This window comes from Cyclobacterium salsum, assembly GCF_010119245.1.
In the GTDB taxonomy this organism is placed as follows: domain Bacteria; phylum Bacteroidota; class Bacteroidia; order Cytophagales; family Cyclobacteriaceae; genus Cyclobacterium; species Cyclobacterium salsum.
The window spans coordinates 63,419-87,433 of sequence record NZ_WNKG01000016.1; the positions used below are offsets into that span (position 1 = coordinate 63,419).

At 45.8% G+C, this 24,015-nt stretch carries 19 protein-coding genes; 13 read left to right on the top strand and 6 right to left on the bottom strand.

The window, feature by feature from the left end; all coding sequences use genetic code 11:
- Nucleotides 1–12: 12 nt before the first annotated feature.
- Nucleotides 13–390, bottom strand: a complete 378-nt coding sequence (locus GJS45_RS21830) for a hypothetical protein (RefSeq protein WP_162344014.1) — start codon at nucleotides 388–390, stop codon at nucleotides 13–15.
- A 323-nt stretch (nucleotides 391–713) separates the two neighbouring features.
- Between GJS45_RS21830 and murI the strand changes: the two genes are divergently transcribed.
- The 3 genes from murI to GJS45_RS21845 all read left to right on the top strand — a co-directional run bounded on the left by murI (nucleotide 714) and on the right by GJS45_RS21845 (nucleotide 4,620).
- Complete coding sequence (murI, locus tag GJS45_RS21835) at nucleotides 714–1,529, top strand: glutamate racemase (RefSeq protein WP_162344015.1); 816 nt, start codon at nucleotides 714–716, stop codon at nucleotides 1,527–1,529.
- Between the two features lie 140 nt (nucleotides 1,530–1,669).
- Complete coding sequence (locus GJS45_RS21840; protein ID WP_162344016.1) at nucleotides 1,670–3,553, top strand: amidophosphoribosyltransferase; 1,884 nt, start codon at nucleotides 1,670–1,672, stop codon at nucleotides 3,551–3,553.
- 17 nt (nucleotides 3,554–3,570) lie between these two features.
- On the top strand, nucleotides 3,571–4,620 hold the full coding sequence (locus tag GJS45_RS21845) for a M42 family metallopeptidase (RefSeq protein WP_162344017.1): 1,050 nt from the start codon (nucleotides 3,571–3,573) through the stop codon (nucleotides 4,618–4,620).
- An 18-nt stretch (nucleotides 4,621–4,638) separates the two neighbouring features.
- On the opposite strand, the gene GJS45_RS21850 is transcribed toward GJS45_RS21845, so the two are convergent.
- Together GJS45_RS21850 and GJS45_RS21855 are read right to left on the bottom strand one after the other, a co-directional pair.
- Nucleotides 4,639–5,088, bottom strand: a complete 450-nt coding sequence (locus GJS45_RS21850) for a hypothetical protein (protein WP_162344018.1) — start codon at nucleotides 5,086–5,088, stop codon at nucleotides 4,639–4,641.
- Nucleotides 5,075–5,680, bottom strand: coding sequence for an ACP phosphodiesterase (locus tag GJS45_RS21855; RefSeq protein ID WP_162344019.1), 606 nt, complete (start codon nucleotides 5,678–5,680; stop codon nucleotides 5,075–5,077). The genes GJS45_RS21850 and GJS45_RS21855 overlap by 14 nt, the downstream gene beginning before the upstream one ends.
- A gap of 75 nt (nucleotides 5,681–5,755) precedes the next feature.
- Between GJS45_RS21855 and GJS45_RS21860 the strand changes: the two genes are divergently transcribed.
- Nucleotides 5,756–7,690 carry an AAA domain-containing protein gene (locus GJS45_RS21860; RefSeq protein WP_162344020.1) on the top strand — a complete coding sequence of 645 codons (1,935 nt, stop codon included), beginning with the start codon at nucleotides 5,756–5,758 and terminating at the stop codon, nucleotides 7,688–7,690.
- 9 nt (nucleotides 7,691–7,699) lie between these two features.
- Here the strand turns inward: GJS45_RS21860 and GJS45_RS21865 are convergent, their stop codons facing one another.
- Entirely contained in the window at nucleotides 7,700–8,296 is a 597-nt protein-coding gene (locus GJS45_RS21865) for a DUF4924 family protein (protein WP_235954917.1), read from the bottom strand.
- A gap of 52 nt (nucleotides 8,297–8,348) precedes the next feature.
- The gene (locus tag GJS45_RS21870) at nucleotides 8,349–8,954 is read right to left on the bottom strand and encodes a DUF922 domain-containing protein (RefSeq protein WP_235954918.1); all 606 of its coding nucleotides are present in this window, start codon (nucleotides 8,952–8,954) and stop codon (nucleotides 8,349–8,351) included.
- Nucleotides 8,955–9,864: 910 nt separating this feature from the next.
- On the opposite strand from GJS45_RS21870, the gene GJS45_RS23980 reads away from it, so the two are divergent.
- Nucleotides 9,865–9,999, top strand: coding sequence for a hypothetical protein (locus GJS45_RS23980; protein WP_262887956.1), 135 nt, complete (start codon nucleotides 9,865–9,867; stop codon nucleotides 9,997–9,999).
- Between the two features lie 202 nt (nucleotides 10,000–10,201).
- The gene (locus tag GJS45_RS21875) at nucleotides 10,202–11,119 is read left to right on the top strand and encodes an Rpn family recombination-promoting nuclease/putative transposase (RefSeq protein WP_162344022.1); all 918 of its coding nucleotides are present in this window, start codon (nucleotides 10,202–10,204) and stop codon (nucleotides 11,117–11,119) included.
- 375 nt (nucleotides 11,120–11,494) lie between these two features.
- Here the strand turns inward: GJS45_RS21875 and GJS45_RS21880 are convergent, their stop codons facing one another.
- Nucleotides 11,495–12,607, bottom strand: a complete 1,113-nt coding sequence (locus GJS45_RS21880) for a Fic family protein (RefSeq protein WP_162344023.1) — start codon at nucleotides 12,605–12,607, stop codon at nucleotides 11,495–11,497.
- Between the two features lie 525 nt (nucleotides 12,608–13,132).
- On the opposite strand from GJS45_RS21880, the gene lepA reads away from it, so the two are divergent.
- The 7 genes from lepA (at nucleotide 13,133) to GJS45_RS21915 (ending at nucleotide 23,947) form a co-directional block, all read left to right on the top strand.
- Complete coding sequence (gene lepA, locus GJS45_RS21885) at nucleotides 13,133–14,926, top strand: translation elongation factor 4 (protein WP_162344024.1); 1,794 nt, start codon at nucleotides 13,133–13,135, stop codon at nucleotides 14,924–14,926.
- A gap of 109 nt (nucleotides 14,927–15,035) precedes the next feature.
- Nucleotides 15,036–15,935, top strand: a complete 900-nt coding sequence (locus GJS45_RS21890) for a bifunctional 5,10-methylenetetrahydrofolate dehydrogenase/5,10-methenyltetrahydrofolate cyclohydrolase (RefSeq protein WP_162344025.1) — start codon at nucleotides 15,036–15,038, stop codon at nucleotides 15,933–15,935.
- 61 nt (nucleotides 15,936–15,996) lie between these two features.
- Nucleotides 15,997–16,623 (top strand): 7-carboxy-7-deazaguanine synthase QueE, encoded by a 627-nt coding sequence (locus GJS45_RS21895; protein WP_394366607.1) that lies wholly within the window; start codon nucleotides 15,997–15,999, stop codon nucleotides 16,621–16,623.
- A gap of 5 nt (nucleotides 16,624–16,628) precedes the next feature.
- Entirely contained in the window at nucleotides 16,629–18,551 is a 1,923-nt protein-coding gene (locus GJS45_RS21900; RefSeq protein ID WP_162344027.1) for an OmpA family protein, read from the top strand.
- Nucleotides 18,552–18,704: 153 nt separating this feature from the next.
- Entirely contained in the window at nucleotides 18,705–21,680 is a 2,976-nt protein-coding gene (locus GJS45_RS21905) for a SusC/RagA family TonB-linked outer membrane protein (protein ID WP_162344028.1), read from the top strand.
- A 5-nt stretch (nucleotides 21,681–21,685) separates the two neighbouring features.
- The gene (locus GJS45_RS21910) at nucleotides 21,686–23,128 is read left to right on the top strand and encodes a RagB/SusD family nutrient uptake outer membrane protein (protein ID WP_162344029.1); all 1,443 of its coding nucleotides are present in this window, start codon (nucleotides 21,686–21,688) and stop codon (nucleotides 23,126–23,128) included.
- A gap of 3 nt (nucleotides 23,129–23,131) precedes the next feature.
- Entirely contained in the window at nucleotides 23,132–23,947 is an 816-nt protein-coding gene (locus GJS45_RS21915; RefSeq protein ID WP_162344030.1) for a DUF4843 domain-containing protein, read from the top strand.
- The last annotated feature ends 68 nt before the right edge of the window (nucleotides 23,948–24,015 follow it).

The window sequence follows — 24,015 nt, forward strand, 5'->3', positions numbered from 1 at the left end:
TTGGCTTAGCTGTTATTCGTATGCGTGCAGTTGGTTGATTACACCGCCATCTTTATTGTACATCACCAGAATATTGAAATTATCACTATCCAGGAAACAGACATCGTAGTAGTTATTATTTTTCTTCGAAATTTTTTTGACCGCTGTAATCTGTAAATTATTTATAAGACTGTCATTCCTAATTACATCCCTGATAGATGTGGGAAGTTCCGTTACTGCAATGCTTGACGTGTCTGCCCATATGGACTCGTTTACGTCATTTATTACGTATTGGTTGTCCCATATTCGTTTAATATTCTCATTTAGTTGGGCCTTTATGGAAAGTAAGCCACTAAGGACTAATCCCGCAAAAGCCATCCATTTAACCCATCTGGTTAATTTCCTATTCATAGCTGGTTTTATTCTTTTACAGATAGACACAGGAATTGTGCCATTTCAAATTTCACCAACTGCTAAACAGAAAGCACCTGAAATTGGGTAGAAAATACCCATAGTGGTGATATTCGACGACTATTGTGGCTAAACATTTTTTTGTATATTTGTGGTAGTTTAATAATAGTTTAACCTCTTCGCTTGCAGATCCCCGGGTGCGTGAACCCGGGGATTTATTTTCTGAAAGCCTAATTTTTAGTCGGAAAGGTAGCAAGGACTGAAGCAGTACTAGGTTGGTAAGTTTTAGAGTTGGGTTTAATTTTAATTTATAGGGTGAGTTTATGGCAATAAAGGCACAGGCCCCGATCGGGATTTTTGATAGCGGTATTGGTGGATTGACAGTGGCCAGAGAGGTTAAAAAATTGTTGCCTGATGAGCAAATTATTTATTTTGGTGATACGGCGCATTTACCTTACGGAGACAAAAGCACCGCTGCCATTCAGGCCTATTCCATAAAAATTGCGGACGTATTGATACAGCAAAATTGCAAGTTAATACTGATCGCCTGTAATTCGGCCTCAGCCGCGGCCTATGAATTGGTAAAGGCCTATGTGGCATCCAAAGCACATGTGTTCAATGTCATCGATCCCGTCGTGAATTACCTCAGAGAAAACCACCCCGGCGAGAAAGTAGGACTGATTGGAACAAAACAAACCGTTGGTTCCGGAGTATACCTGCAAAAGATCAATGCGCTTAATGCGGGAATACAACTTAAGTCCCTGGCAACCCCCTTATTGGCTCCCATGATCGAAGAAGGATTTCATATGGAAAATATAAGCAATGAAATCGTCGCTTCTTACCTCTCCCAACCTGCCCTGTCGGATATTCAGGCATTGGTGCTCGGCTGTACGCACTATCCATTGATCAAAAAGCAAATTATGGATTTTTATAAAGGAGCGGTAGATCTCATCGATGCTTCAGAAACGGTAGCGCAGTCTGTCGCCGCTTTTTTGGGATACCATCAGCTCCTGGCAAAAAAAGCTGCCGCTAATGAAGACCGGTTTTTGGTTTCCGATTACACAGTGTCATTTGAGGAAACCACCAAATTATTCTTTGGAAAACAAATACGATTGCAGAAATATCCTTTATGGGAATAAAATTCGCCAAAGGTCTGCATTTTGGCCGATAACATTGCTGCTGGCTTTTTTAATTTTATTGGTTAAGTTTGGTGGGATTCAGGATTTTATTCCTAAAAAAAGGATTAACTTTGTGACTTCATTCACCCTGCCATTAGACTATGAGTGACGAGATCAAACACGAATGTGGGATTGCGCTGATCCGGCTGAGGAAACCGTTACAGTATTATATCGATAAATACGACACGCCTTTTTATGCGGCCAACAGGCTTTATGTATTGATGCAGAAGCAGATCAATCGAGGACAGGACGGAGCGGGTTTGGCAAATATTAAGATAAATACCAGACCGGGAACCCGATATATTAGCCGCTACCGTTCGGTGGAGTCTGAGGCCGTTACCAAGATTTTTCAAAAAATCAACAAGAAATACAAAAAGGCCAAAAAAGCCGGTAGTGAGGCGGATCTGATGGATGCCAACTGGATAAAGGAGCACACCGCTTTTTCAGGTGAGGTCTGGTTGGGCCACCTACGCTACGGGACACATGGTCAAAACAGTATTGAAACCTGCCATCCCTTTCTGAAGCAAAATAACTGGCGTAGCCGTAATTTGGTAATGGCCGGGAATTTTAACATGACCAATGTGGAGGAGTTGTTTGACAACCTGGTGAAGTTGGGACAGCACCCCAAGGAAAAAACGGATACGGTTACGGTGATGGAGAAAATTGGCCATTTTCTGGATGAAGAAAACCAGCGAATTTTTGATAAATACAAAGGGCAGTTTTCCAACCGGGAAATCACGGAAGTAATCGAGCAGGAACTGGATGTGGCCAGAATATTGAGAAGAAGTTGCCGGGATTTTGACGGGGGCTATGCCATGGCAGGGCTGATAGGAAATGGAGCGGGATTCGTCGTACGGGATCCTAGCGGTATCCGTCCGGCTTACTATTATGCCGACGATGAGATCATCGTGGTGGCCTCGGAAAAACCGCCCATCAAGACTGCTTTTAATATTGATTACAAACAAATAAAGGAAATCCAGCCAGGAAATGCCCTGATTTTTAACAAGGACGGCTCCTATGCAGAGCATGAAATCATCCCGCCGCGTGAGAAAAAGAGTTGTAGTTTCGAGCGGATTTATTTTTCCAGAGGCACCGATCCGGATATTTATCGCGAACGAAAAAACCTCGGCCGGGCATTGGTGCCCCAGATCCTCAAAGCCATCGATTTTGACTTGAAAAACACGGTGTTTTCCTATATTCCCAACACCGCAGAAACGGCCTACTACGGCATGATCGAGGGGCTGGAGGATTACCTGAGTGCCAAAAGACGCGAGATTCTTATAGAAGGAAAGCCGCACCTGGAGGACCTGGAGGACCTATTGAATTTCAGGCCAAGGGTGGAAAAACTGGTGAGCAAAGATGTCAAATTAAGAACGTTTATTACCAACGATTCTGATAGGGACATCATGGTTTCTAATGTGTATGATACCACCTACGAAGTCATCCGCTCAGGGGTGGACACCATTGTGGTGATTGATGACAGCATCGTACGGGGTACCACCATTGAAAAAAGTATCCTCACCACATTGGATAAGCTTAAGCCCAAACGGATCATCATCGTGTCCTCCGCTCCCCAGATTCGGTTTCCGGATTGCTATGGCATTGACATGTCCCGAATGAGAGACTTCATTGCCTTCCGGGCGGCTGTGGCCCTTTTAAAGGAACGCGGCATGGACAATACCTTGGACCGGGTGTACGATAAATGCACCACGGATCCGGATGAGCAAGTGAATTTCGTGAAAGAAATATACGATCCTTTTACGGATCAGGAGATTTCCGATAAAATTGCCCAGATTATCACGTCAGAAACCATTGAGGCAGAGGTACACGTGATCTACCAAACTGTACAAAACCTGCACCTTTCCTGCCCGGCGCATAGAGGGGATTGGTATTTTACGGGCGATTTCCCAACAGAAGGAGGTATGCGCGTGGTCAATAAGGCTTTCGTTAATTACATGGAAGGAAAAGTTATCAGGGCCTATTAACTGAAAAATCAGCTTCAATGATCAATGTAAATTTATTAAAGCAAATTTGTGAGTTGCCAGGAGCACCTGGATTTGAAAAGAAAATCAGGGATTTTGTAGTCCGGGAAGTCCGGGATTTGGTGGATGAGATTTCTGTCGATAACCTGGGGAATGTAATTGCGATTAAAAGGGGGAAACGAAATCCCGAAAATAAACGGGTGATGGTCGCCGCTCATATGGATGAAATCGGCTTTATCGTCACTCATATTGATGAAAATGGCTTTTTGAGATTCCACCCACTGGGAGGGTTTGATCCCAAAACCCTAACCGCTCAGCGGGTAATCATTCATGGAAAAAAAGACCTGATCGGTGTGATGGGAAGTAAACCCATCCATGTGATGACCCAGGAAGAAAAAACCAAGCTTCCCAAACTTACCGATTATTTCATCGACCTGGGTATGGACAAATCGGAAGTAGAGCAATGGGTGCAGGTAGGCGACCCGGTTACGCGGGAGCGGGAATTGGTGGAAATGGGGAATTGTGTGAATTGCAAATCCATAGACAATCGCATCGCCGTTTTTATTTTGCTGGAAACCTTGCGGGAATTGAAATCTCCGGCTTTTGATGTGTACGCTACCTTTACCGTTCAGGAAGAAGTAGGAATACGCGGAGCGCAGGTGTCTGCACACCAAATCGATCCTGATTTTGGGATTGCCCTGGACACTACCATTGCTTTTGACCTTCCCGGTGCGGCCGCCCATGAAAAAATCACGGAATTGGGAAAGGGCACTGCCATTAAAATCATGGATTCATCCGCTATTTGTGATTACCGAATGGTGAATTTTATGAAAGAAACAGCTTCCAAAAACAACATTACCTATCAGACGGAAATCCTTACGGCAGGAGGTACGGATACGGCAGGAGTACAGCGGATGGGCAAACAGGGGGCCATCGCAGGAGCGATTTCCATCCCGACCCGCCATTTGCATCAGGTCATTGAGATGGCAAACAAAGCCGATGTGGCCGCCAGTATTCAGCTACTTAAGGCATGTCTGGAAGAAATTGATGCCTTTGACTGGAAACCCTAGGTCAAATAGAAAGGAGGTTTAATTTTTAACCCGTTTTTTAGCTACTTTTCGGGCTAAATATTTTTTGAGATCCTCGTATCCATGGTGTTCGTGGTTGCTGATCGTAAAGGAGTATTTGTCCGAAAACACCAAAATCAATTGCTTAAAAACGCGTTGATTGGCTTTTACTTCTTCTTCCTGCCAGGCGAGGATTTCTTCCAGTGAGTACGTCTTTCTCCATCCCTTGAGCGGCATCCACAAGGAAATCCTGTCCTTTCCTGCAGCTAGAAATTTATAACTTGCCATCATTTTCACTAGCAATAGGAGTATCACCACTGTGATAATGGAAGTGCCCGCCAAATAAAACAGAAGGGGGAACTCCCGGCTACTGTAAAAATCGTTGAGCAAATAGGCCAGTCCTGCAATCAAAGCAAGGACGATCAGGCTTAGGCTTAGGTAGGTGTTTCTTTTGGGCTTACAGGTCACCATTGTTTAGTTCTATTTGGTCCAACTTTTCTTTTGAAAACAGAATCAAATCCTCAAAAAAGTGTTTGAAGTTATCTTCAAAAAAATCGTAGTGCGATTCGAGAAACTCGGGGGCCTTCTCCATCCGGGATTTAAAGGAAGTCCGATAGGAGAGTCCGGTAAAAGAACGTTGCAGCCCTTCCATTTCGCCATATCCTTCCAACCAGTTTTCTTTTCGCATGTATTTGAAAGGGTATAAAAATTTTTTTGGAAGGATGGGTTTGTGGGAGGCAATTACTTCATATACCCAATGGGTGTATGAAGTAATACCTTGGCCATGATAATCATTCCAGTTTCTTGATAGAAAGTGATCGTAATACATATCCGTTATCACCAATGAGTATCGATGAAATGCCGGCTTCAATAACTCCTGGGCCTGTTTTACCAGGGGATGCCTGTCGGTATAGGCATCGATTTCCCGGTGCAGGAGAATTCCGAAAACAATTTCTTTTTCAAATTGCTTTTCTAATTCCCCCCTGACAAAATCTCCAATAAAATTGCCCACCAGGACTTTCGGCCGTTCAAAAGATAAATATGCATGAGCAAGAAAATTCACCGCGTCTTCAACTGTTAATTTCTGGTAAATAGAAATGTTTTCCTTAATCTTGGGCTCTCACCTGGAAAAATTCAAATGACAAATATAAAGGAAGAATTAGCATATACTACTAAACTTTTACTGCAAGAATGGCAGGAAGACCGGGATCAATTCCGAAACCTTACGTATAGAAAGTCTATCAAAGAGAAAGTTTCTACTGGAATGTGTTGGTATCCAGTAAGTTTAGTCAAGGTCAAGTGGGCGTTTTCTGATCAGTTGGTAATTGAAATTTCCACCGCAGAAATTTCTCAGGGTCATGGCTTTCAGTCGGGGAAATCCATCAGCTTTTTCTCCAATTCGGGTGAAAATGACCTTCGTTCGGAATACCTGAACGGGGTGGTCAACTATGTGAAGCAAAATCGGATGACGGTTAGTCTTCACACCGGGCATTTACCCGATTGGATTAACGATGGAAAACTTGGAGTTGAACTGCTATTTGATGAAACGTCGTACAAAGTCATGGAGAAGGCCATTAAGAAGGTCATGCAGGCTGAAAATAACCGCCTTGCGCAGCTGCGGGATATTTTATTGGGCCAGGTGAGACCTGCTTTTTCGGAAATTTCAGGGAAAATGGATGAAAACCTGAACAGCAGTCAAAATGAAGCACTGGATCTGATTTTCCGAGCCCAAGATATGGCCATCGTGCATGGACCTCCGGGTACAGGAAAGACTACCAGTCTGGTTAGGGCCGTAGTAGCTGCGGTTACGTCCACTTCCCAGGTGATGGTTTGCGCCCCCAGCAATACTGCCGTGGACCTACTAGTAGAAAAACTATCAGATATAGGGCTCGATGTGCTCCGGTTAGGGCATCCTTCCCGCGTGGAGGAAAACCTCATTCAGCAAACCCTGGATGCAAAAGTGCTGGCCCACCCTTCCTTCAAAGATTATAAAAAACTAAAAAAATCCGGGGAAGAATTTAAACGAAATGCCCAAAAGTTTAAGAGAAGCTTTGGCCCAGCCGAAAGGGAAAAAAGAAGTTTTCAACAACGGGAGGCGCGTCGCTGCTTTGACGAAGCCAGACAGCTTTATGATTACATGGTGCAGTCTGTGCTGGATTCCTCTCAGGTGATCGCTTGCACGCTGGTGGGTTCTGCCGGCTCCCTATTAAAGGGTAGGCGGTTTCCGGTGGTATTTTTGGATGAGGCGGCGCAGGCCTTGGAACCCGCTTCCTGGATTCCCTTGTTACAGGCCGATAAGGTGGTCATGGCAGGAGATCATTGCCAATTACCCCCCACCATTAAGTCCCGGAAAGCGGCGGAAGGATTGCAGCAGACGCTTTTTGAAAAAGCCATTTCCAGGCAGCCAGGTGCATCCAGTATGCTATCCATCCAATACCGCATGCCGGAGAAAATCATGGCATTTTCCAACAAGCTGTTCTATGGGGGAGCATTGTCGGCAGCTCCCAATACTTCCTTTCATTACTTGAGTGCATCCGAACCGGTAATGGAGTTTATCGATACGGCCGGTAGCGGTTTTTTGGAACACCAGGATCGGGAAACGATAAGTATCGCCAATAAAGAAGAAGCCCTGATGGCGCTCCAATTGCTTCAGTCCCTGATCCGGAAAATCGGTTGGATGAAGGAGGATAAACAGTCCTGGCAGGTCGGCCTTATTGCCCCGTACCGGGCGCAAGTCCGTTTGATTCGGGAGTACTTGGATGAAAGCGAGGAATGGCTATTTTTAAAACAAAAGATGGAAAACATTGCCATTAATACCGTAGATGGCTTTCAGGGACAGGAAAAGGACATCATCCTGATCAGCCTCACCCGCTCCAATCCCCAGGGAGAAATCGGTTTTTTGAGCGATACCCGAAGGATGAATGTAGCACTCACCCGCGCGAAGCGCAAACTCATCGTATTGGGGGATAGCGCTACCATCGGCAGTCATCCTTTTTACCAGGCCTTCCTGGATCACGTGCAGGCAAATGACAGCTACCACAGTGTGTACGAGTACTGGGATGGCGGGCCGTAAGCCCCGGTTTCAGGCCTGTTCGGAAGCTCTAAACCGCGCATCCAGATAGGAAAGCACTTCCCCAAATCGGGCAGCGGCTTCTTCAACGGATTCGGGGGCTTTTTTACCGTTTAATTTACTCAGCAACAACCCGTAGAGGGTGTGGATATAAATCTGAATTTCGTGACCGGGATTTTCATCGGTTAGGTCGGAAAGCAGCCTGAGTAGGTGTGGCCGAGCTTTGCGGTGGAGGGACAGGTAGTCGGGATCCGTTTTGAGTAATTTCCAATGGTATTCTGCCAGCCGGTCAACCAGGGCTTGCACTTCGGGCAAGTGACCCTTTTCCTCTAATCCGGCCCTTTTCATGTCATCGGCCAGATCGGTCAGCCAGGCTTTGCTTTCGGTCCGGTCTTGCTGGCTTACGTTTTTGTGCGTCAAAACATACTGCTCCAGGTCTTCCATGTTAAACTGATAGGCACGGATTAGGTCTTCCATGCGGTAGCAGTACAGGATGTATTCGATCAGGTGCTCGTTTTTCTTTTTTTCGGCGATGGATTTCATGTGTTTATAATGGTTTTTGAGTCGCCACATAGCCTGTCCCGATCCTGAATCGGGAGAATCTCGCATGCTTTATAATCATCCCACTGGGTGACGTTCTCGTCATGCTCGATTTCATGGCTTAGGGGTAGATTTGCTGCCGTAGGTCCAGCAGTTCTGAGGTAAAAAATGCATCCCAGCGTTTTTGTGCCTCCGCATCTCTGGGCTTGGTCGTTTGGGCATCGTATTGGGAGTCCAATCTTTTCCAGTTTTTGAAGTTTTCCCGGATGATGCCGTTCAGTTGGGTTTTGTACTGGTTTGGATCAAATGCATGGCCGTTTACATCCCGGACAATGCGGTGACCGATGATCTGGGCGATGGCAAAATGACCGTTTTCGTGGTGCAACACCTGTTTTTTGGTGGCCTCGTCCGAGCGGCTCAAAAAATCTTGACTCACCTGAGACAGGTCCTTCTGAAGGTGGATTTTGGCATTGATTTCCAGTTTTACGTGGTCGGGATAGGTATGTACCTTCAGGATCTCCACTTCGCAGGTGCTGAGGCAAATGGCGTTGATACTGCTTTTGCCACGGATGACTTCCACCTGTTTAAAATCCTCCCAATTGAGCGTGCGGTTGGGAGACACCGTTACCTTTCCCCTTTTGGGCGGATCTTTGGGAATCGACCCCGAAAGGAGGCTGCCACAAAAGAACAGGGCGGCTGCCACACAAAGAAAAGCATTTCTATTCATTAAATTCCGGTATTTCTTCTTGTTGCCGGTGATTTCTCAGTCCTGCTCCGGATGGATGCGGAGCCAGATTCCCGGCCCAAAATGGGTCATTTTCACCGACTAACTTTCAATATATCCCAAATATCTGCGATTCTGTAAACAAATCCAACCTGCAAGATACTGGTACCACTAATTACGGAGCTAATCGGGGATAACCTGGTGCGAGCGAAAAAGGCGCACCACCGATTACGCAGATTCGCACAGATTAATTATTTGAGGATAGGCCAATTTTGGTACCTAAAAAAATCTGCTTTACTTTAACTGGTGTTTTGGCACTTTGCATCGCAACGAGTTGTTCCACTCCTACTGGCGAAGGTGGGAAATGCGATCCTACGTTCGGCCTGGATGATTTTGAATCAATCGAGAAGAATTCGATTTCCATTCAGAAATGGACACCTATGGAAACGCTTAATGAGAATTTGCTTGGTATGGACCTTAGAGTTAAGCCTTCCGTACTTGTACTACGATTATCCTATTATCCTACACGTAACCATACCTGACCTTCCATGAGAAAATTCTTCGTAGGGATACATACTGTCATATTTTTAGCTGTTTTGGCGTGTACTACCCAATCGGAGAGGATGATTCTCCCTAATGAACTTGAGGTAGTCAACCTTCAATCAGAACGAGATAGCATCTGCATGGCATGCAAGCACCAGGTCGTGGTATTTCACGATTTTGATAGACAGAATTTTTTCCCATAAAAAAACAGTTTCGTTGGAGCGAATTAAAAGATCGATTTCCAGAGGTTGGATTTATTTTTTATTGTTCAGGTCAGGACAAGCATAAGCTAGTCCGCGAACTTGCGGCTTTAGAGTTTCCCTTTCCTGTATACCATGACCCACAATTTCTTTTTTACCGAATAAACCGTTTGGATTCAATTCAAGCGACCTATGATGTATTGCACTCCTTTCACCTTAAAGATGGTTTCCCCGTCAAACGAGCGCAGATTGGTATGGCTGATTATTTTTTGGAGGAAATCGAGGGCATCCTAAAGAAAGAATAACCAATGCCAACAGGTATTGCGGTGGGCGTAACGAGGAAAAACGACAGCCGCTATCGGCAAAAATCAGGGGGGTACAAAGCGGAAAGGTAATCGTTCGTATTCTATTTCTTCAAATGGTAATCATCACCTAAAACCACCCATCTACCGGAATCAAGCGGAAACAAAAAACACACTAAATACACTTTTTTTTATATCTTGTATCATGGCAAAACGCTACCACAACATACACGACGCCTTCGTCAGGGAGTCATTTTCCGACGCTGAAAGGGCTGTGGCATTCTTAGAGTGTTTCTTGCCAGAGAAATTGGTGAAACATATTAATTTTGAATCCCTTACTGTCCTAAAGGAAACCTATATCAATGAAGCATTAAAAGAGCACTTTTCGGATCTCGTATTTGAAGTATCCCTTAAATCCGATAATTCGGTCAAAACGGATGTTGTTCTACTCTTTGAACACAAATCATCACCAGACCGCAACGTGCTTTTTCAAGTAGGGTATTATATGTTTGCGCACTGGACAAAATGTCTTACAGAAAATAAAGAACCAAAACCCATCATTCCGATAATTTACTATCAAGGCAAGAAAAACTGGAAAGTCGGAAATCTCTCAGACCTATTTAAAAACTACCCGGAGGAGATAAGAAACTATATGCCAACACTTAACCCGATCTTCATAGACCTGAAAACGATCAGTAAGGACCAGCTTATGGAAATGCGAAATAATTTGATGGGAGCGGCAATACTTGCCCAGCAGTGGCGCATCAATCCGACAAAATTGAAGGAAGATTTCGAAAGAATCTTCCGTCTATTGCCGATAGAAGATACTAAAATGAACTTTTTAGAGATGATCGTTGTATATGCATTGAATGTATCCGAAATTACAGAAGCTCAATTGGGCGAAACTATAAAATCAATTCCCGAACCTTTAAAAGAGAAAATTATGACAACCTATACGATGCTTATTGAAAAAGGAATTCAGAAAGGGAAAATTGAAGAAAAGAACGAGGTTATTGTTAGCCTTTTTGATGAGGGATTTGAAACGGCAAAAATAGCCAAAATTGTCAAATTGTCAGAGGAGAAGGTGGTGGCAATCCTCAAGGATAAGGAAAAGTTAAAATAAGCAGTAGGTTTTTTTATCACAAGCTAAAAGAACTTCGGAGTCCTTTTCTTGATGTAATGCCTGACTTATAATCCTCCCGTCAAGTTCACTTTGTACAAACCGTCTCTCCGGCACTTTTTATTCTAGGATTTTTTCCTGTCCATGTGTTGAAACCAATAAATACTAGATCGCATACACATCCGGGTGAAGTATTCCACTTTACCCTGCTATCTTTAATTTTGTAAACAGATAAGACACGCCTAAAAGCCAATTGCAATGGCTCAACCTGAACCTTTTAAAGAACGAAATTCCTTACGTCTTTTCAATGGATCCGGCATTACAAACGCCTCGGATTTCGTTTGTCAATGGATACCAGGTGGGATTTGTGCGCATTCACTATTCCCCGGAATCATTCAGGTTAAGCGAATAGTTTGTGTTTCTGCCTCCTCCGGTGGAAAGAAAGACCTGTTTTTCGGCCAAATCCTGTAAATCTCTTGTAGCGGTGGCTTTTGATGTCCTGGTAAGGGCCGTATATTTCCTGGCACTCATGCCTCCTTCAAATCCCTTTGGTCCTTCTTCCATCATCCGACGTACTACTTTTAGCTGTCTTTCATTTAGGAGAGCGGTATACCGATCAAAAAACCGGGTTTTCTTTAGGGTGAAATCAATTAACTTTTCCGCCTGCTCCTGCGCCGTCATTGCCATAGACAGGAAGTAGGCAATCCAGGGTGTCACTTCATTGGATCGCTGTGCTTTCTGTAATGCATCGTAATATTCTTTTTTGTTCGCTTCTATCGCCTGCGAAAGACTTAAAAGAACAGGTCGCTTGAAGTACTGTGACAAGGCTTTTTCTGATAAGGCACGGCCGATGCGGCCATTTCCATCCTCAAAAGGATGAATGGTTTCGAAGTATAGATGAGCGACGGCAGCACGCACCACGGGCTTTTTTATTTCTTTTTTGCCCCCTGGTCCTGTTTCATTAAACCAATTGGTAAATCCGTCCATTTCCTTGGGGACAATACTGGATGGAGGGGCCTCAAAGTGAATTTTTTCTTTTCCTAAAGCTCCGGATACGACCAGCATTGGCTCTTCATGAGATCTCCAATCACCAACGGTGATAGCTTTACTGCCTTGCATGATCATCCGATGCCAGGAGAAAAGTTTCTCTTCCGTTAAGGCTTCGTGAAACGTACTGCGCACATCCACCATCAGTGCGGCAGCACCTTGTGCCCGCAAATCATTCACCTGCTGCTGTCCCAAACCCAGCTGATTACGAATAGAGGAAACAACGTCCTGCCGGCTCAAATATTCGCCTTCAATCTCAGATGTTTTAATGGCCTCGGATACCATCAGATCAATAATGGCGTCATTTTGCGTTTCTTTTGGCAACCCTTTCAAAAGGCCACTGACATGGCCTGCTTTTTCGGAAAACGCAAAGAGCAGTGGTTCTACTTCGATTAAACGATAGTGAAAACGGGGCCAGTCTTTTAGTTGCCAATTATACCGCATGAGCCGATTATTTTCGTTATTTGGCTCAAATATAACAAAATTATGAGTTGAATAAAATGCTCATTCGGCTCATAAATAGAAATAAATCGATGTACATCGGTGGTGAAAAAAGTTGCACCAGAGATAACGCAGATTAACACAGATTAAAAAATGGGTGGAGAATGCTACTGAGTGAGGTCAATCCTGACACCTAAAAAATCTGTGAAAATCTGTGCGAATCCGTGGTGAAAAAAGTTGCACCACAGATTACTCCGATTAGCACAGATAAATAAAAGAAAAAATGGGTCAATCCTAGTACCTAAAAAATCTGTGAAAATCTGTGCGAATCCGTGGTTAAAAAAAGGATGCACCACAGATTACTCCGATTAGCACAGATAAATAAAAGAAAAAATGGGTCAATCCTGGTACCTAAAAAATCTGTGAAAATCTGTGCGAATCAGTGGTGAACCAATCGAAAGGCCTACTTCTAATTAAAATCAGCAAAACCTATAAAAACGCCGGGGATTTACTAATTTTGCACCCAGTATGAACATGCAAAAAATAAGAAATTTCTGTATCATTGCCCATATCGACCATGGCAAAAGTACCCTTGCCGACCGGCTCTTACAATTCACCAATACCGTGACCGACCGGGAGATGCAAGACCAACTTTTGGACAGTATGGACCTGGAGCGGGAGCGGGGCATTACCATTAAGTCCCATGCCATCCAGATGAAATACCCCTATCAAGGGGAGGAATATACCCTCAATCTGATCGATACCCCGGGACACGTGGATTTCTCCTATGAAGTATCCCGCTCTATTGCCGCTTGTGAAGGGGCACTGCTGATCGTGGATGCCTCTCAGGGCATAGAAGCCCAGACCATTTCCAACCTCTACCTGGCCATTGGGCATGACCTGGAAATCATACCGGTACTCAATAAAATCGACCTTCCTGGTGCCCAGCCCGAAGTGGTGGCAGAAGAAGTCATGGAAATGATTGGCTGCAGCCGGGAAGACATTATCCTGGCTTCGGGCAAAGAAGGGATCGGCATCGAAGATATTCTCAATGCGGTAGTAGAAAAAGTCCCCGCTCCAAAAGGAGATGAAGAAGGCCCCCTGCAGGCCATGATTTTTGACTCCGTTTACAATCCGTTCCGTGGCGTGGAGGTATTGTTTCGTATATTTAACGGCACCATCAACAAGGGTGACCGGATCAAATTCGTCAATACGGGCAAGGAGTACGAAGCGGATGAAATTGGCATTTTGGGAATCCAGCAAAAACCGCAGCAACAGCTTAGAGCCGGAAATGTAGGCTACCTGGTATCCGGTATTAAAATCGCCAAAGAGGTAAAAGTGGGGGATACCATCACCCATGTAAAACGACCCTGTAGCAATACCGTACAGGGATTTGAAAACGTGAAACCTATGGTATTTGCCGGGATTTACCCGGTAGAAACCACCGATTTTGAAGAACTGCGGGCCTCCATGGAAAAATTGCAGTTGAATGATGCCTCCCTGGTATGGGAGCCGGAAACGTCAGCGGCACTGGGCTTTGGTTTTCGCTGTGGCTTTCTGGGAATGCTTCATATGGAAATCATCCAGGAGCGACTGGAGAGAGAGTTTGACATGACGGTGATTACCACCGTGCCTTCGGTGCAGTTTCGGGCCATGATGAATAACGATGAATTCCGGATCGTTAATGCCCCTTCTGACATGCCCGAACCCAATTTGTTCAAACATATAGAAGAACCCTTTGTAAAGGTAGCCATCATCACGGCAGCTGATTACGTGGGCCCTGTAATCCAGCTTTGCATGGACAAGCGGGGACAGATTAAAAATCAAGTCTACCTGACTTCTGACAGGGTGGAATTAACCTTTGACATGCCCCTGGTGGAAATTGTCTTTGACTTTTTTGACAAACTGAAAACTATTTCCAGAGGGTATGCCTCCCTGGATTATGAACTGATCGGTTTCCGGCAATCGCATATGGTTCGTCTGGACGTGATGCTGAATGGTGAGCCGGTGGATGCGCTGTCTGCCATCGTACATCGTGACAAGGCCTACGAATGGGGAAAACGACTTTGCGAAAAACTGAAAGAACTGGTGCCCAGGCAAATGTTTGAAATTGCCATTCAGGCCGCTATCGGAACGAAGGTAATTGCCCGTGAGACGGTTAAAGCCATGCGTAAAAACGTATTGGCAAAATGCTATGGAGGGGATATATCCAGGAAAAGAAAATTGTTGGACAAACAGAAAAAGGGGAAAAAACGGATGCGGCAGGTAGGCAATGTGGAAGTGCCTCAGGAAGCCTTTATGGCGGTACTCAAATTGGATTAGAAAGGTGCCTCTCCGGGAAAGGGTTGGTCTTTTTCCACATGCAATGCCACCTGCAAGCAAACCAAACGAAATTGAAATACCCGACGGGTATGGAATAAAGTGAGCGCAAATGGAACAAAAAGAAGGATTTATAAAAATTGACGGAAAGAAAATTTCTAGTACCATAAAGGAGGAAATTGCCGCGGAAGTTGCCCTATTGAAAGGGGAAGGGAAGCGTTCTCCACATCTGGCGGCTATTTTGGTAGGCAATGACGGTGCCAGCCAAACCTATGTAGCGGCCAAGGTAAAGGCTTGTGAACAGGTGGGCTTTGAATCTACGCTGGTCCGAATGGAGGAAACGATTTCCGAAGAACAATTGCTGGCGGAAGTGGAGAAAATTAATGCAAACCCGGAGATTGATGGGCTGATTGTACAGTTACCCCTGCCAAAACAGATTTCCGTTGAAAAGGTAACTGCCAAAATCCGGCCGGAAAAAGACGTAGACGGCTTTACCCCTGCCAATGTAGGTAGAATGACCCTGGGATGGCCCGCCTATATTTCGGCCACTCCCAATGGCATTGTGCAACTATTGAAGCGGTATGAAATTGAGACATCCGGTAAACATTGTGTGGTCATCGGAAGGAGCCATATTGTGGGATCCCCCATGAGTATCCTGATGGCAAGGAATGATTATCCGGGCAACTGTACCGTGACCCTAACCCACAGCCGCACCCAAAACCTTCGCGAGATTGTTCAGTCGGCGGATATTCTGATCGTAGCCATTGGCAAAGCGGGATTTGTGACCGGAGATATGGTAAAAGAAGGGGCTGTCGTCATTGATGTTGGGATTCACAGGATTCCGGATGAGCGTAAGAAAAGTGGATTTAGGCTGGTGGGAGATGTGAAGTACGACGAAGTGGTTTCCAAAGCAGCGGCCATCACACCCGTACCGGGAGGGGTAGGTCCCATGACCATTGCCTCGTTGTTATACAACACCCTTCTTGCCGCTCAGGGTAAAATATACCAGTAAAACAGACGTTTTTTAGTAATCACCAGCGGTTCAATTACCCGCTTAATCAAAAATTATGAAAATAGAAGCAGACAGCAGGGTCAGGGAAGGATTCGTATTGCCATTAATGGAAGCATTTTACACCATACAGGGAGAAGGAGTGTATTCCGGTCAGCCTGCGTATTTTATACGCCTGGGGGGCTGTGATGTCGGTTGTGTGTGGTGTGATGTAAAGGATTCCTGGGAAGCCGGTAGCTGGCCCCTGGTGGAAATAGATCAAATCGTAGACCAGGCAGCGGCCTATCCGGGCAGATTGGCCGTGATCACCGGTGGGGAGCCGCTGATGTACGAACTGGGGCCACTGACAAGCAGATTAAAAGATCTGGGATTTAAAATCAATCTGGAAACCTCCGGGGCTCATCCTTTTTCCGGAGCACTGGATTGGATCTGTCTTTCACCCAAAAAATTTAAAGCGCCGGTACCGGAAATGTATGCAAAGGCTGATGAATTGAAAGTGGTTGTATTCAATAAAAGTGATTTCGATTTTGCTCGGAAAGAATCTGCCAAGGTTGCTGCTTCCTGTAATTTACTTTTACAGCCGGAATGGTCGAAAGCGACACAGATGATGCCGTTGATCGTTGATTTTGTGAAAGAAAATCCCTCCTGGCGGATTTCGCTTCAAACACACAAATTCATGGAAATCCCTTAGTTTATATGAAGCGGCAGGTACTCCTATTCTCCCTATTTTTGCTGGCTACCTGCCTTCAGGTTTCGGGTCAGGAATATTCCATTATTGACAAACGGGCGATAAAATATTTCGAAGAAGGAGAAGTCCTGCTCAGCAGAAAGCAATTTCCCGAAGCCCGGGAAAAATTTCAGGAAGCTTACCAAAGGAGCAAGGATTTTTACGAGGCCTACATCCGCCATGCCCAAACACTCCTAAGCAGTGGAAGGCCTGAGGAAGCATTGGAAGTAGTGAAACTGGGACAAAATAGGCTTTTGATCAAGGATAGCGATTTTTACCGTGGTCAGTTAGGTTGGATTGAGGGGCAGATTTTACTGGAAATGGGCCGGTTTATGGAGGCCTTGCGAGTAATTCAAGACAGTCGTGCATTTTTCACAACGGAATTTCTGGAGTCGGATCATTATCAGCAAAAAAAACAGCAACTTGAAGTCATTGAAGAAGGGATTCAAAACCCCCTGAAGCTTCGGAAAGAAAAGCTGCCCGCACCTCTAAATCGATTCCAATTGCAGTATTTTCCGGTTTTGACGGCTGATGGCAGGCGGATTTTTTTTACCAAACGGGACGGTACATCGGTTCGGGACCATGAGGATATTTATTATTCCAATTTCGAAAAGGGGCAATGGACCGTTCCAGAACCCATATCGGTGGCTATCAATACCCGCTACAATGAAGGGACCTGTACCATCTCCGCCGATGGTAACCTGTTGATTTTTACTTCCTGCGACACGCCGGACTCCTTTGGGAGTTGTGATTTGTACCTGACCGAACGAATCAACGGCTCCTGGCAAAGGCCCCGGAACATGGGGAGAAGTGTCAATTCCCGATTTTGGGATTCCCAACCCTCCCTATCAGCGGATGGGAGTACTTTATTCTTTTCTTCCAACAGGCCTGAAGGAGAAGGGGGAAATGATATTTGGTATTCCAGGAGATCGGAAGAGGGGCAATGGGCTGCCGCTACTAATTTGGGAACACAGGTAAATACCTCTGGAGATGAGGTTTCTCCTTTTGTTTTCTTTAATAACACCGTTCTTTTCTTCGCATCGGATGGCCATGTGGGCTTTGGAGGAAAAGATATTTATATGAGTAAGCTCCAAAGGGAAGGTTTCGGCAGTCCGGAAAATCTGGGCTATCCGATCAATGATCAGAAGGATCAGTTGGCCCTTTTCATTGCCGCTCAAAAAGATTATGCCTACTATACCGAAAACAGCTTTCATCAAGGCAGGGTCGATAGCTCTTTTTTGTACCGCTTTGACTTCCCGGAAAGCATTGACCTGGGAGAAAAGCTGATTGTGACAGAAGGAAGGGTGGTCAATGAGCAGACTGGCGAGCCGGTGGAAGCCATGCTCTCCCTGGTCAACCTAGATAACGACAGCACCTTGTATCGTTTTCGGTCTGAGGGAGAGGAAGGTACCTTTACCATGATTTATCCAGACAGCGCCTTTTCAGGACTGTATGTGGAAAAGCAAGGCTTTATGCCCAAGATTTACAATGTGGAAAGGGACAGTTTGAAAAATAAGAAAAACCTGAACGTATTTTTGGAGCCCATTGCCTCAGGAAGCCATTTTGTGTTTGAAAATGTATTTTTTGACTTTGATGATACGAATTTAAAGCCAGCCTCGGTAAGCTCGCTTAATCGGCTGGTTAAATTCTTGAAGGCACATCCTTCCCTTGCTATTACCATCGCGGGGCATACGGATAATGTAGGTTCGGAATCCTATAATCGAACCCTCAGTACCAATAGGGCCGAAACGGTGAAGGAATTTCTGCGGGCTTCGGGTATTGTGGAATCCCGGCTAGACACGGTAGGAAAAGGGGCTTCAGAGCCCCTCAGGCCCAATGATACGGAGGAAAACCGGGCCTTAAACCGAAGAATTGAAGTGATAATACAATAAATTGGTAGATAAAAAGCATGATTTCATAAACCGAATGATGCTTTCAGCGTTTATATTTTCATAAAACAAGCTGATCATCCGTTTACTTTCCCCTCATTGATTGGAATATCCGTGTAATTTGTATAAAATTGATTGTTCACTTCAATTGATATCATGAAGAAAGCGTTACCACTACTATTATTATTCCTTTTTCTAGCTTCTCTGGCCCAAGCGCAAAGCCGAACCGTTCGCGGAACGGTGACGGATGAGGAGGAACAATTACCGATTCCTGGAGTGACGGTGATGGTAAGAGGCACGGATACCGGTACCATTACCGACATCGACGGCAATTACCAGATTGAACTGTTTGATGGTGAAACCGACCTGGTTTTCCGTTTTGTGGGAATGCAGCCGAGGACGGTTACCGTTGGAAACAGGGATCGGGTAGACGTGGTTTTGGTCCCGGAAGTGACCTCCCTGGATGAGGTAGTGGTTACGGCTTATGGGGACCAGACGCGGCGAGAAGTGACCGGTTCAATTGCCTCCGTCAAAGGAGAAATATTCCAGGATTTGCCGATGCAATCCTTCGACAGGGCCATGCAAGGAAGGGTAGCGGGTGTTCAGGTGACGGCCGGTTCCGGCCAGCCTGGAGGAACGTTGAATGTTCAAATCAGAGGGGTTGGCTCCATCAATGCAGGTACCCAACCTCTGTACATTGTCGATGGGGTTCAGGTGGCTTCCGGTGGACTTTCAGGCCAGGGACCGCAAAATGCCCTTGCCTCCATCAACCCTAACGATATCGAATCCATTGAAGTATTTAAGGACGCGGCGGCAGCCTCTATTTATGGCGCACAAGCGGCTAATGGCGTGGTGTTGATAACTACAAAACGAGGTAAAAGGGGTAAGACCAAAGTTCGGGTTTCTGCCCAGGAAGGGCTTGTTCAACCACTTGGGTTTTACGATGTGATGAATTCCAATCAACTGGCCTCTATTAAAAGACAGGCCTACATCAACGCCGGGCTTAACCCTGCAGACGCAGAAGACATTTTTGGAAGTCCCAGCGATACGGATATTCAGAATTCCGATTGGGTAAACGCGCTTTTCAGAGATGGCAGGTTAAGTGTTTACGATGTTTCCCTGTCAGGAGGGGATGAACGCTCCCAGTTTTTTATCTCCGGATCCCACACCTATCATCAGGGACAGGTGATCGAATCGGATTATTCGCGTACTACCGGAAGGATGAATCTTTCCCATAATATAAATGAGAAGTTTAGTATTAATGCCAATCTTTCCCTATCCAGGCAGATTACCAATGGTACCATCGACCGGGGAAACTTTGTCAACAGTCCCTTTGTGGCGGGCTATGTTTCCAGACCCAACGTTCCTATTTACAATGAGGACGGTACGTTTGCGGAATACCCATCCGAACACCTTTTTGGCTATAATATAGTCCAGGGAGTGCGGCAGGAGTTGAGAACCGGAACCAGTTATCAATCCGTATCCAACCTACAGTTTAATTATAAAATACTTCCTTGGCTAGGCTTTACCGCTTTCGGGGGGATTGATTTTTCCGACAACAGGGACGAAAACAACCGGCCTTCCACCATTCCTGCCTTCGCCAGTTATGGTGGTTCATCCACTTTTGTTGATCGAAGAATTGTCAACTCTAATGGAAATGCCAACTTCAATGTCAACAAAAAATTTGATGAGGTGCATACCCTTTCCGGGATTTTGGGCTACGAATACAAAATGGAAACCCAGGAAAACACCTCCGCAACGGGCCGGGGCTTTCCGAATCCAGTGTTGAGGTATCTGCAAAATGCGGCACAGCCGTTTGATGTAGGCGGCTTTTATACCGAGTATGCACGATCTGGGTTTTTTGGGCAGGCGAAATACGATTACGACGATAAATATACGTTTGACCTCACCATTCGACGGGATGGCTCGTCCCGTTTTGGAACGAATACTCGTTGGGGGAATTTTGGAGCCGTCTCTGCTGGCTGGAGAATCTCTTCGGAAAGGTTTATGGAAAATGCCCTTTGGGTGGATGATTTGCGAGTCAGGGCCTCCTATGGCGTTACCGGAAATTCCAATATTGGCAATTTTGAATCCAGAACGCTGGTAGGGTCGGCCGGGCAATATTTGGGAGGCGGTGCCCTTCGCTTTGTGCAATTGGGAAACGATCAGCTAACCTGGGAAGAATCGGCATCTACCAATTTTGGAGTGGACGCCACCTTGTTCAATGGCCGCATCATTGCTACAGTGGATGTTTGGAGAAAGGACTCCAGAAAACTGCTGTTTGAAACCCAGTTGCCCATCGACTCGGGGTTTGGAGCGATTACCCGCAACACCGGAAAGGTCCGAAATGAGGGAATTGATTTTGATTTGCAAACCACCAATGTTGTTTGGGGTAAGTTTCGCTGGACAACGGCATTCAATACCTCTATTTTCTCAAACGAACTACTCGAGCTGTACGAAGGGCTTGACCGCATTGGGAATGAACTGATCGTTGGAAAACCCATTGATTTTTTCTACGGCTACGATTACGCAGGTGTTAACCCTGCTAACGGGTCGCCCATGTATTTTGATGAAAATGGCGAATACACTTATCTGGTCGCCGATGATGATCAGAAATACATAGGAAGTGCACTTCCCTGGACCTACGGCGGGCTGTCTAATACCCTGGCGTATGGACCGGTAAGCCTGGAAATCTTCTTCCAATACCAATACGGAAACCTGGCCTTTAATCAAGACCTGTACAACATGGCGCAGGCGGGTTCTATCGGGCAGGATAACCAGACCGTGGACCAGTTGTATTTTTGGAGAACACCCGGACAAATTACCAATGTACCCCGGCCCTATGAAGGGGGGCGAATCCCCGGTCATTCGGGTTACCAGCAGTTTTCAACCAAGCAAGTGTCGGACGGCAGTTATATACGTCTCAAGCAAATAACGCTCAACTATAATTTGCCCCAAAGCCTGTTGTCCAAAGCACGAATTGAAGAAATGAACGTGTTCGTTCAGGGACTTAATCTTTGGACCCTGACCAAATATAACGGATTGGATCCGGAGGTAAACTCCCTCGGGGATACCTACGGAACCTATCCTACTGCCAGGCAGATTACCGCAGGTATCAACCTTACCTTTTGATAGTGATGATAAAAAAGATCAAATATAGTTTCTATTATTCCATTTTGGCCCTATTTTCCATGGTGGCTTGTACCGACCTGAACACAACACCCAGGCAAAGTCTGACACCAGAGGTGGCCTTTAATGACGTTTCCGGGTACCAGTCGGTAGCGAACTCCATGTACAGCAGGGCGAATAGCTTCAGTTATTATGGTCAAACCATGATGATTGCTCCGGAGATTTTAGCAGACAATCTACGATTGGTAGCGAATACCGGCAGGTATCAGGGGGAAGAAGCGAATGGGGACAGGGATCACATTGCCATTTGGAATGGAGTGGTCTACGGTGGAATAAACGATGCTAACCTGATCATCGAAACCATAGATGACGAAGGTGTGGAGGGGGATGAAGATCAAAAGTCATTCATTAAAGGGGATGCCTATTTTATGAGAGCCTTGTTTTATTTTGATCTGTGCAGGGTATATGGATACGAACCGGGGAGAGAAGTGGATGGTTTTAATTTAGGACCGATATTGCGGTTATCGCCGACGTTAGTTGCCTCTGATGCGGATTTTAGAACCAGATCCACCGTGGAGGAGGTGTATGCGCAGATTGAGAGTGACCTATTGGCCGCCATTCCATTAGTGGGGGCGGTACCCATCGGCTCAGAGGGAGTTTACTATGCAAATGCCGGTGCTGCACTAACCTTACTGGCGCGGCTTTACCTCTACTGGGGACGCATGGAGGATGCAGAGGGGGCAGCTACCTCAGCCATGAACTTGCTTGGATTGCGCACCAATGGGGATGGGTTATCAGAAGCCGGTCAATACGTACAAGGCTTCTCCCGAGCACCCCATCCGGAATCCCTTTTTGAACTTGAACTCCGGCAGGTGGACTGGAGCAGTGTGGATGGAGTAAACAATAGTCTGAATTCCCTGGTTTCTGACAATGAACCGGCCGCACAATTTATCCTTGGAGCTTCTAACGAGCTCATGTCGGCTTATGAAGAGGAGGATGTGCGAAGAGATTGCTGGAGAGAAACCACCCGAGAAGGTATCGAAGGGCCGGTATATGCCAGTAGAAAATGGACCGGGTATAAGGGAGACTTTTTAGAAAACCTCCCCGTTATTCGGGCAGCAGAGCTTTACCTGATCCGCGCGGAAGCCAGGTATCAAAATAATCCACGGGGAGCAAGAGAAGATGTCAATGCGCTGCGATCCAAACGTGGGCTGGGTCCAGTGGATAATCTGCTGTCAGGCGAAGCGCTTCTCAACCGTATATTGCAGGAAAGAAGGCTGGAATTTGCGCTGGAAGGGCACCGGTTTTTCGATTTGAAGCGTAATGGAAGGGATATCAGCAAGCACGGAGAGTTTCTGGAGGTTCCTTACACCGACTACCGTGTCCTGGCAAATATCCCACTTGAACAAATTCAATTAAATGAAGACCTTGAGCAAAACCCAGGATATTGATATATGGCTACTAAACTAAAAACCGTTGGATTTTTCCTATTTCTGGGCATGGCTTGCTGGATCTCATCTTGTATGGATGAATCTGGATTTAATATCGTTTGGGAAGGCATGGAGGTGGAATTTGATGACGCTTCCAGGCCTAATAATACCATTCAGAAAATCATGACCAAGGTAGACGACAATCAGGTAGACCAGGAGTTTGTTCGGGTAAACCTGGTAGGAATTCAGGTGGATCAGCCTGTCCCCGTGTTATTGGGCGTAGACCCCACATCAACGGCCGTAGAAGGGGTGCATTACCGCCTGGAAGATAAAGAGGTGGTCATTCCGGCTAATAGTAGTTTTGTAGACGTACCGCTGGAAATTTTGACCGGCAACCTGGCTACCGACGAAATGCCTGATTTAACCTTGACTATTCTGGACGCTGGCGAAACCAAGATTAGCACCAATTACTTTTCATTAACCATTGAAATCCGCCTTTCTTGCCCATCGGATTTGGCGGGCATATACAATACAGTGACAGTAGGTACCGGTGGTACGGTAAATTACGAAGTTACGATCACCGAGTTGGAACCCTTTACTTACCGGATTTCAGATATTACGGGAGGAGTTTATTCGCAGGTATTTGGTGCCGAGGACAATCCGGCGGTATTCACTGAGCTATGTGGAGAGATTACCATCACCGACCAACCCGACCTTGTTTTTGGGGAAGATACCTTCAACGGTACGGGAAGTGTCAATGAAGATGGTACCATTCGGATTAGCTGGAGAACGGAAGAATCGGAGGAAAGCGGAGTGACCACCTTGACCCGGGTGGATTAACCCGTCCGCAGCCAGATTTAAAGAAGAAAAGGAAAAAGCCTGGTAAATTATCAGAGACTTAGGGAGAA

Coding starts and splice junctions, on each gene's coding strand:
- GJS45_RS21915 (WP_162344030.1), top strand. CDS start 23,132: ATGGCTACTAAACTAAAAACCGTTGGATTTTTCCTATTTCTGGGCATG.
- GJS45_RS21880 (WP_162344023.1), bottom strand. CDS start 12,607: ATGCGGTATAATTGGCAACTAAAAGACTGGCCCCGTTTTCACTATCGT.
- GJS45_RS21900 (WP_162344027.1), top strand. CDS start 16,629: ATGAAGCGGCAGGTACTCCTATTCTCCCTATTTTTGCTGGCTACCTGC.
- GJS45_RS21905 (WP_162344028.1), top strand. CDS start 18,705: ATGAAGAAAGCGTTACCACTACTATTATTATTCCTTTTTCTAGCTTCT.
- GJS45_RS21875 (WP_162344022.1), top strand. CDS start 10,202: ATGGCAAAACGCTACCACAACATACACGACGCCTTCGTCAGGGAGTCA.
- GJS45_RS21910 (WP_162344029.1), top strand. CDS start 21,686: ATGATAAAAAAGATCAAATATAGTTTCTATTATTCCATTTTGGCCCTA.
- lepA (WP_162344024.1), top strand. CDS start 13,133: ATGAACATGCAAAAAATAAGAAATTTCTGTATCATTGCCCATATCGAC.
- GJS45_RS21860 (WP_162344020.1), top strand. CDS start 5,756: ATGACAAATATAAAGGAAGAATTAGCATATACTACTAAACTTTTACTG.
- GJS45_RS21830 (WP_162344014.1), bottom strand. CDS start 390: ATGAATAGGAAATTAACCAGATGGGTTAAATGGATGGCTTTTGCGGGA.
- GJS45_RS21890 (WP_162344025.1), top strand. CDS start 15,036: ATGGAACAAAAAGAAGGATTTATAAAAATTGACGGAAAGAAAATTTCT.
- GJS45_RS21865 (WP_235954917.1), bottom strand. CDS start 8,296: ATGCGAGATTCTCCCGATTCAGGATCGGGACAGGCTATGTGGCGACTC.
- murI (WP_162344015.1), top strand. CDS start 714: ATGGCAATAAAGGCACAGGCCCCGATCGGGATTTTTGATAGCGGTATT.
- GJS45_RS21850 (WP_162344018.1), bottom strand. CDS start 5,088: ATGGTGACCTGTAAGCCCAAAAGAAACACCTACCTAAGCCTAAGCCTG.
- GJS45_RS21870 (WP_235954918.1), bottom strand. CDS start 8,954: ATGAATAGAAATGCTTTTCTTTGTGTGGCAGCCGCCCTGTTCTTTTGT.
- GJS45_RS21840 (WP_162344016.1), top strand. CDS start 1,670: ATGAGTGACGAGATCAAACACGAATGTGGGATTGCGCTGATCCGGCTG.
- GJS45_RS21845 (WP_162344017.1), top strand. CDS start 3,571: ATGATCAATGTAAATTTATTAAAGCAAATTTGTGAGTTGCCAGGAGCA.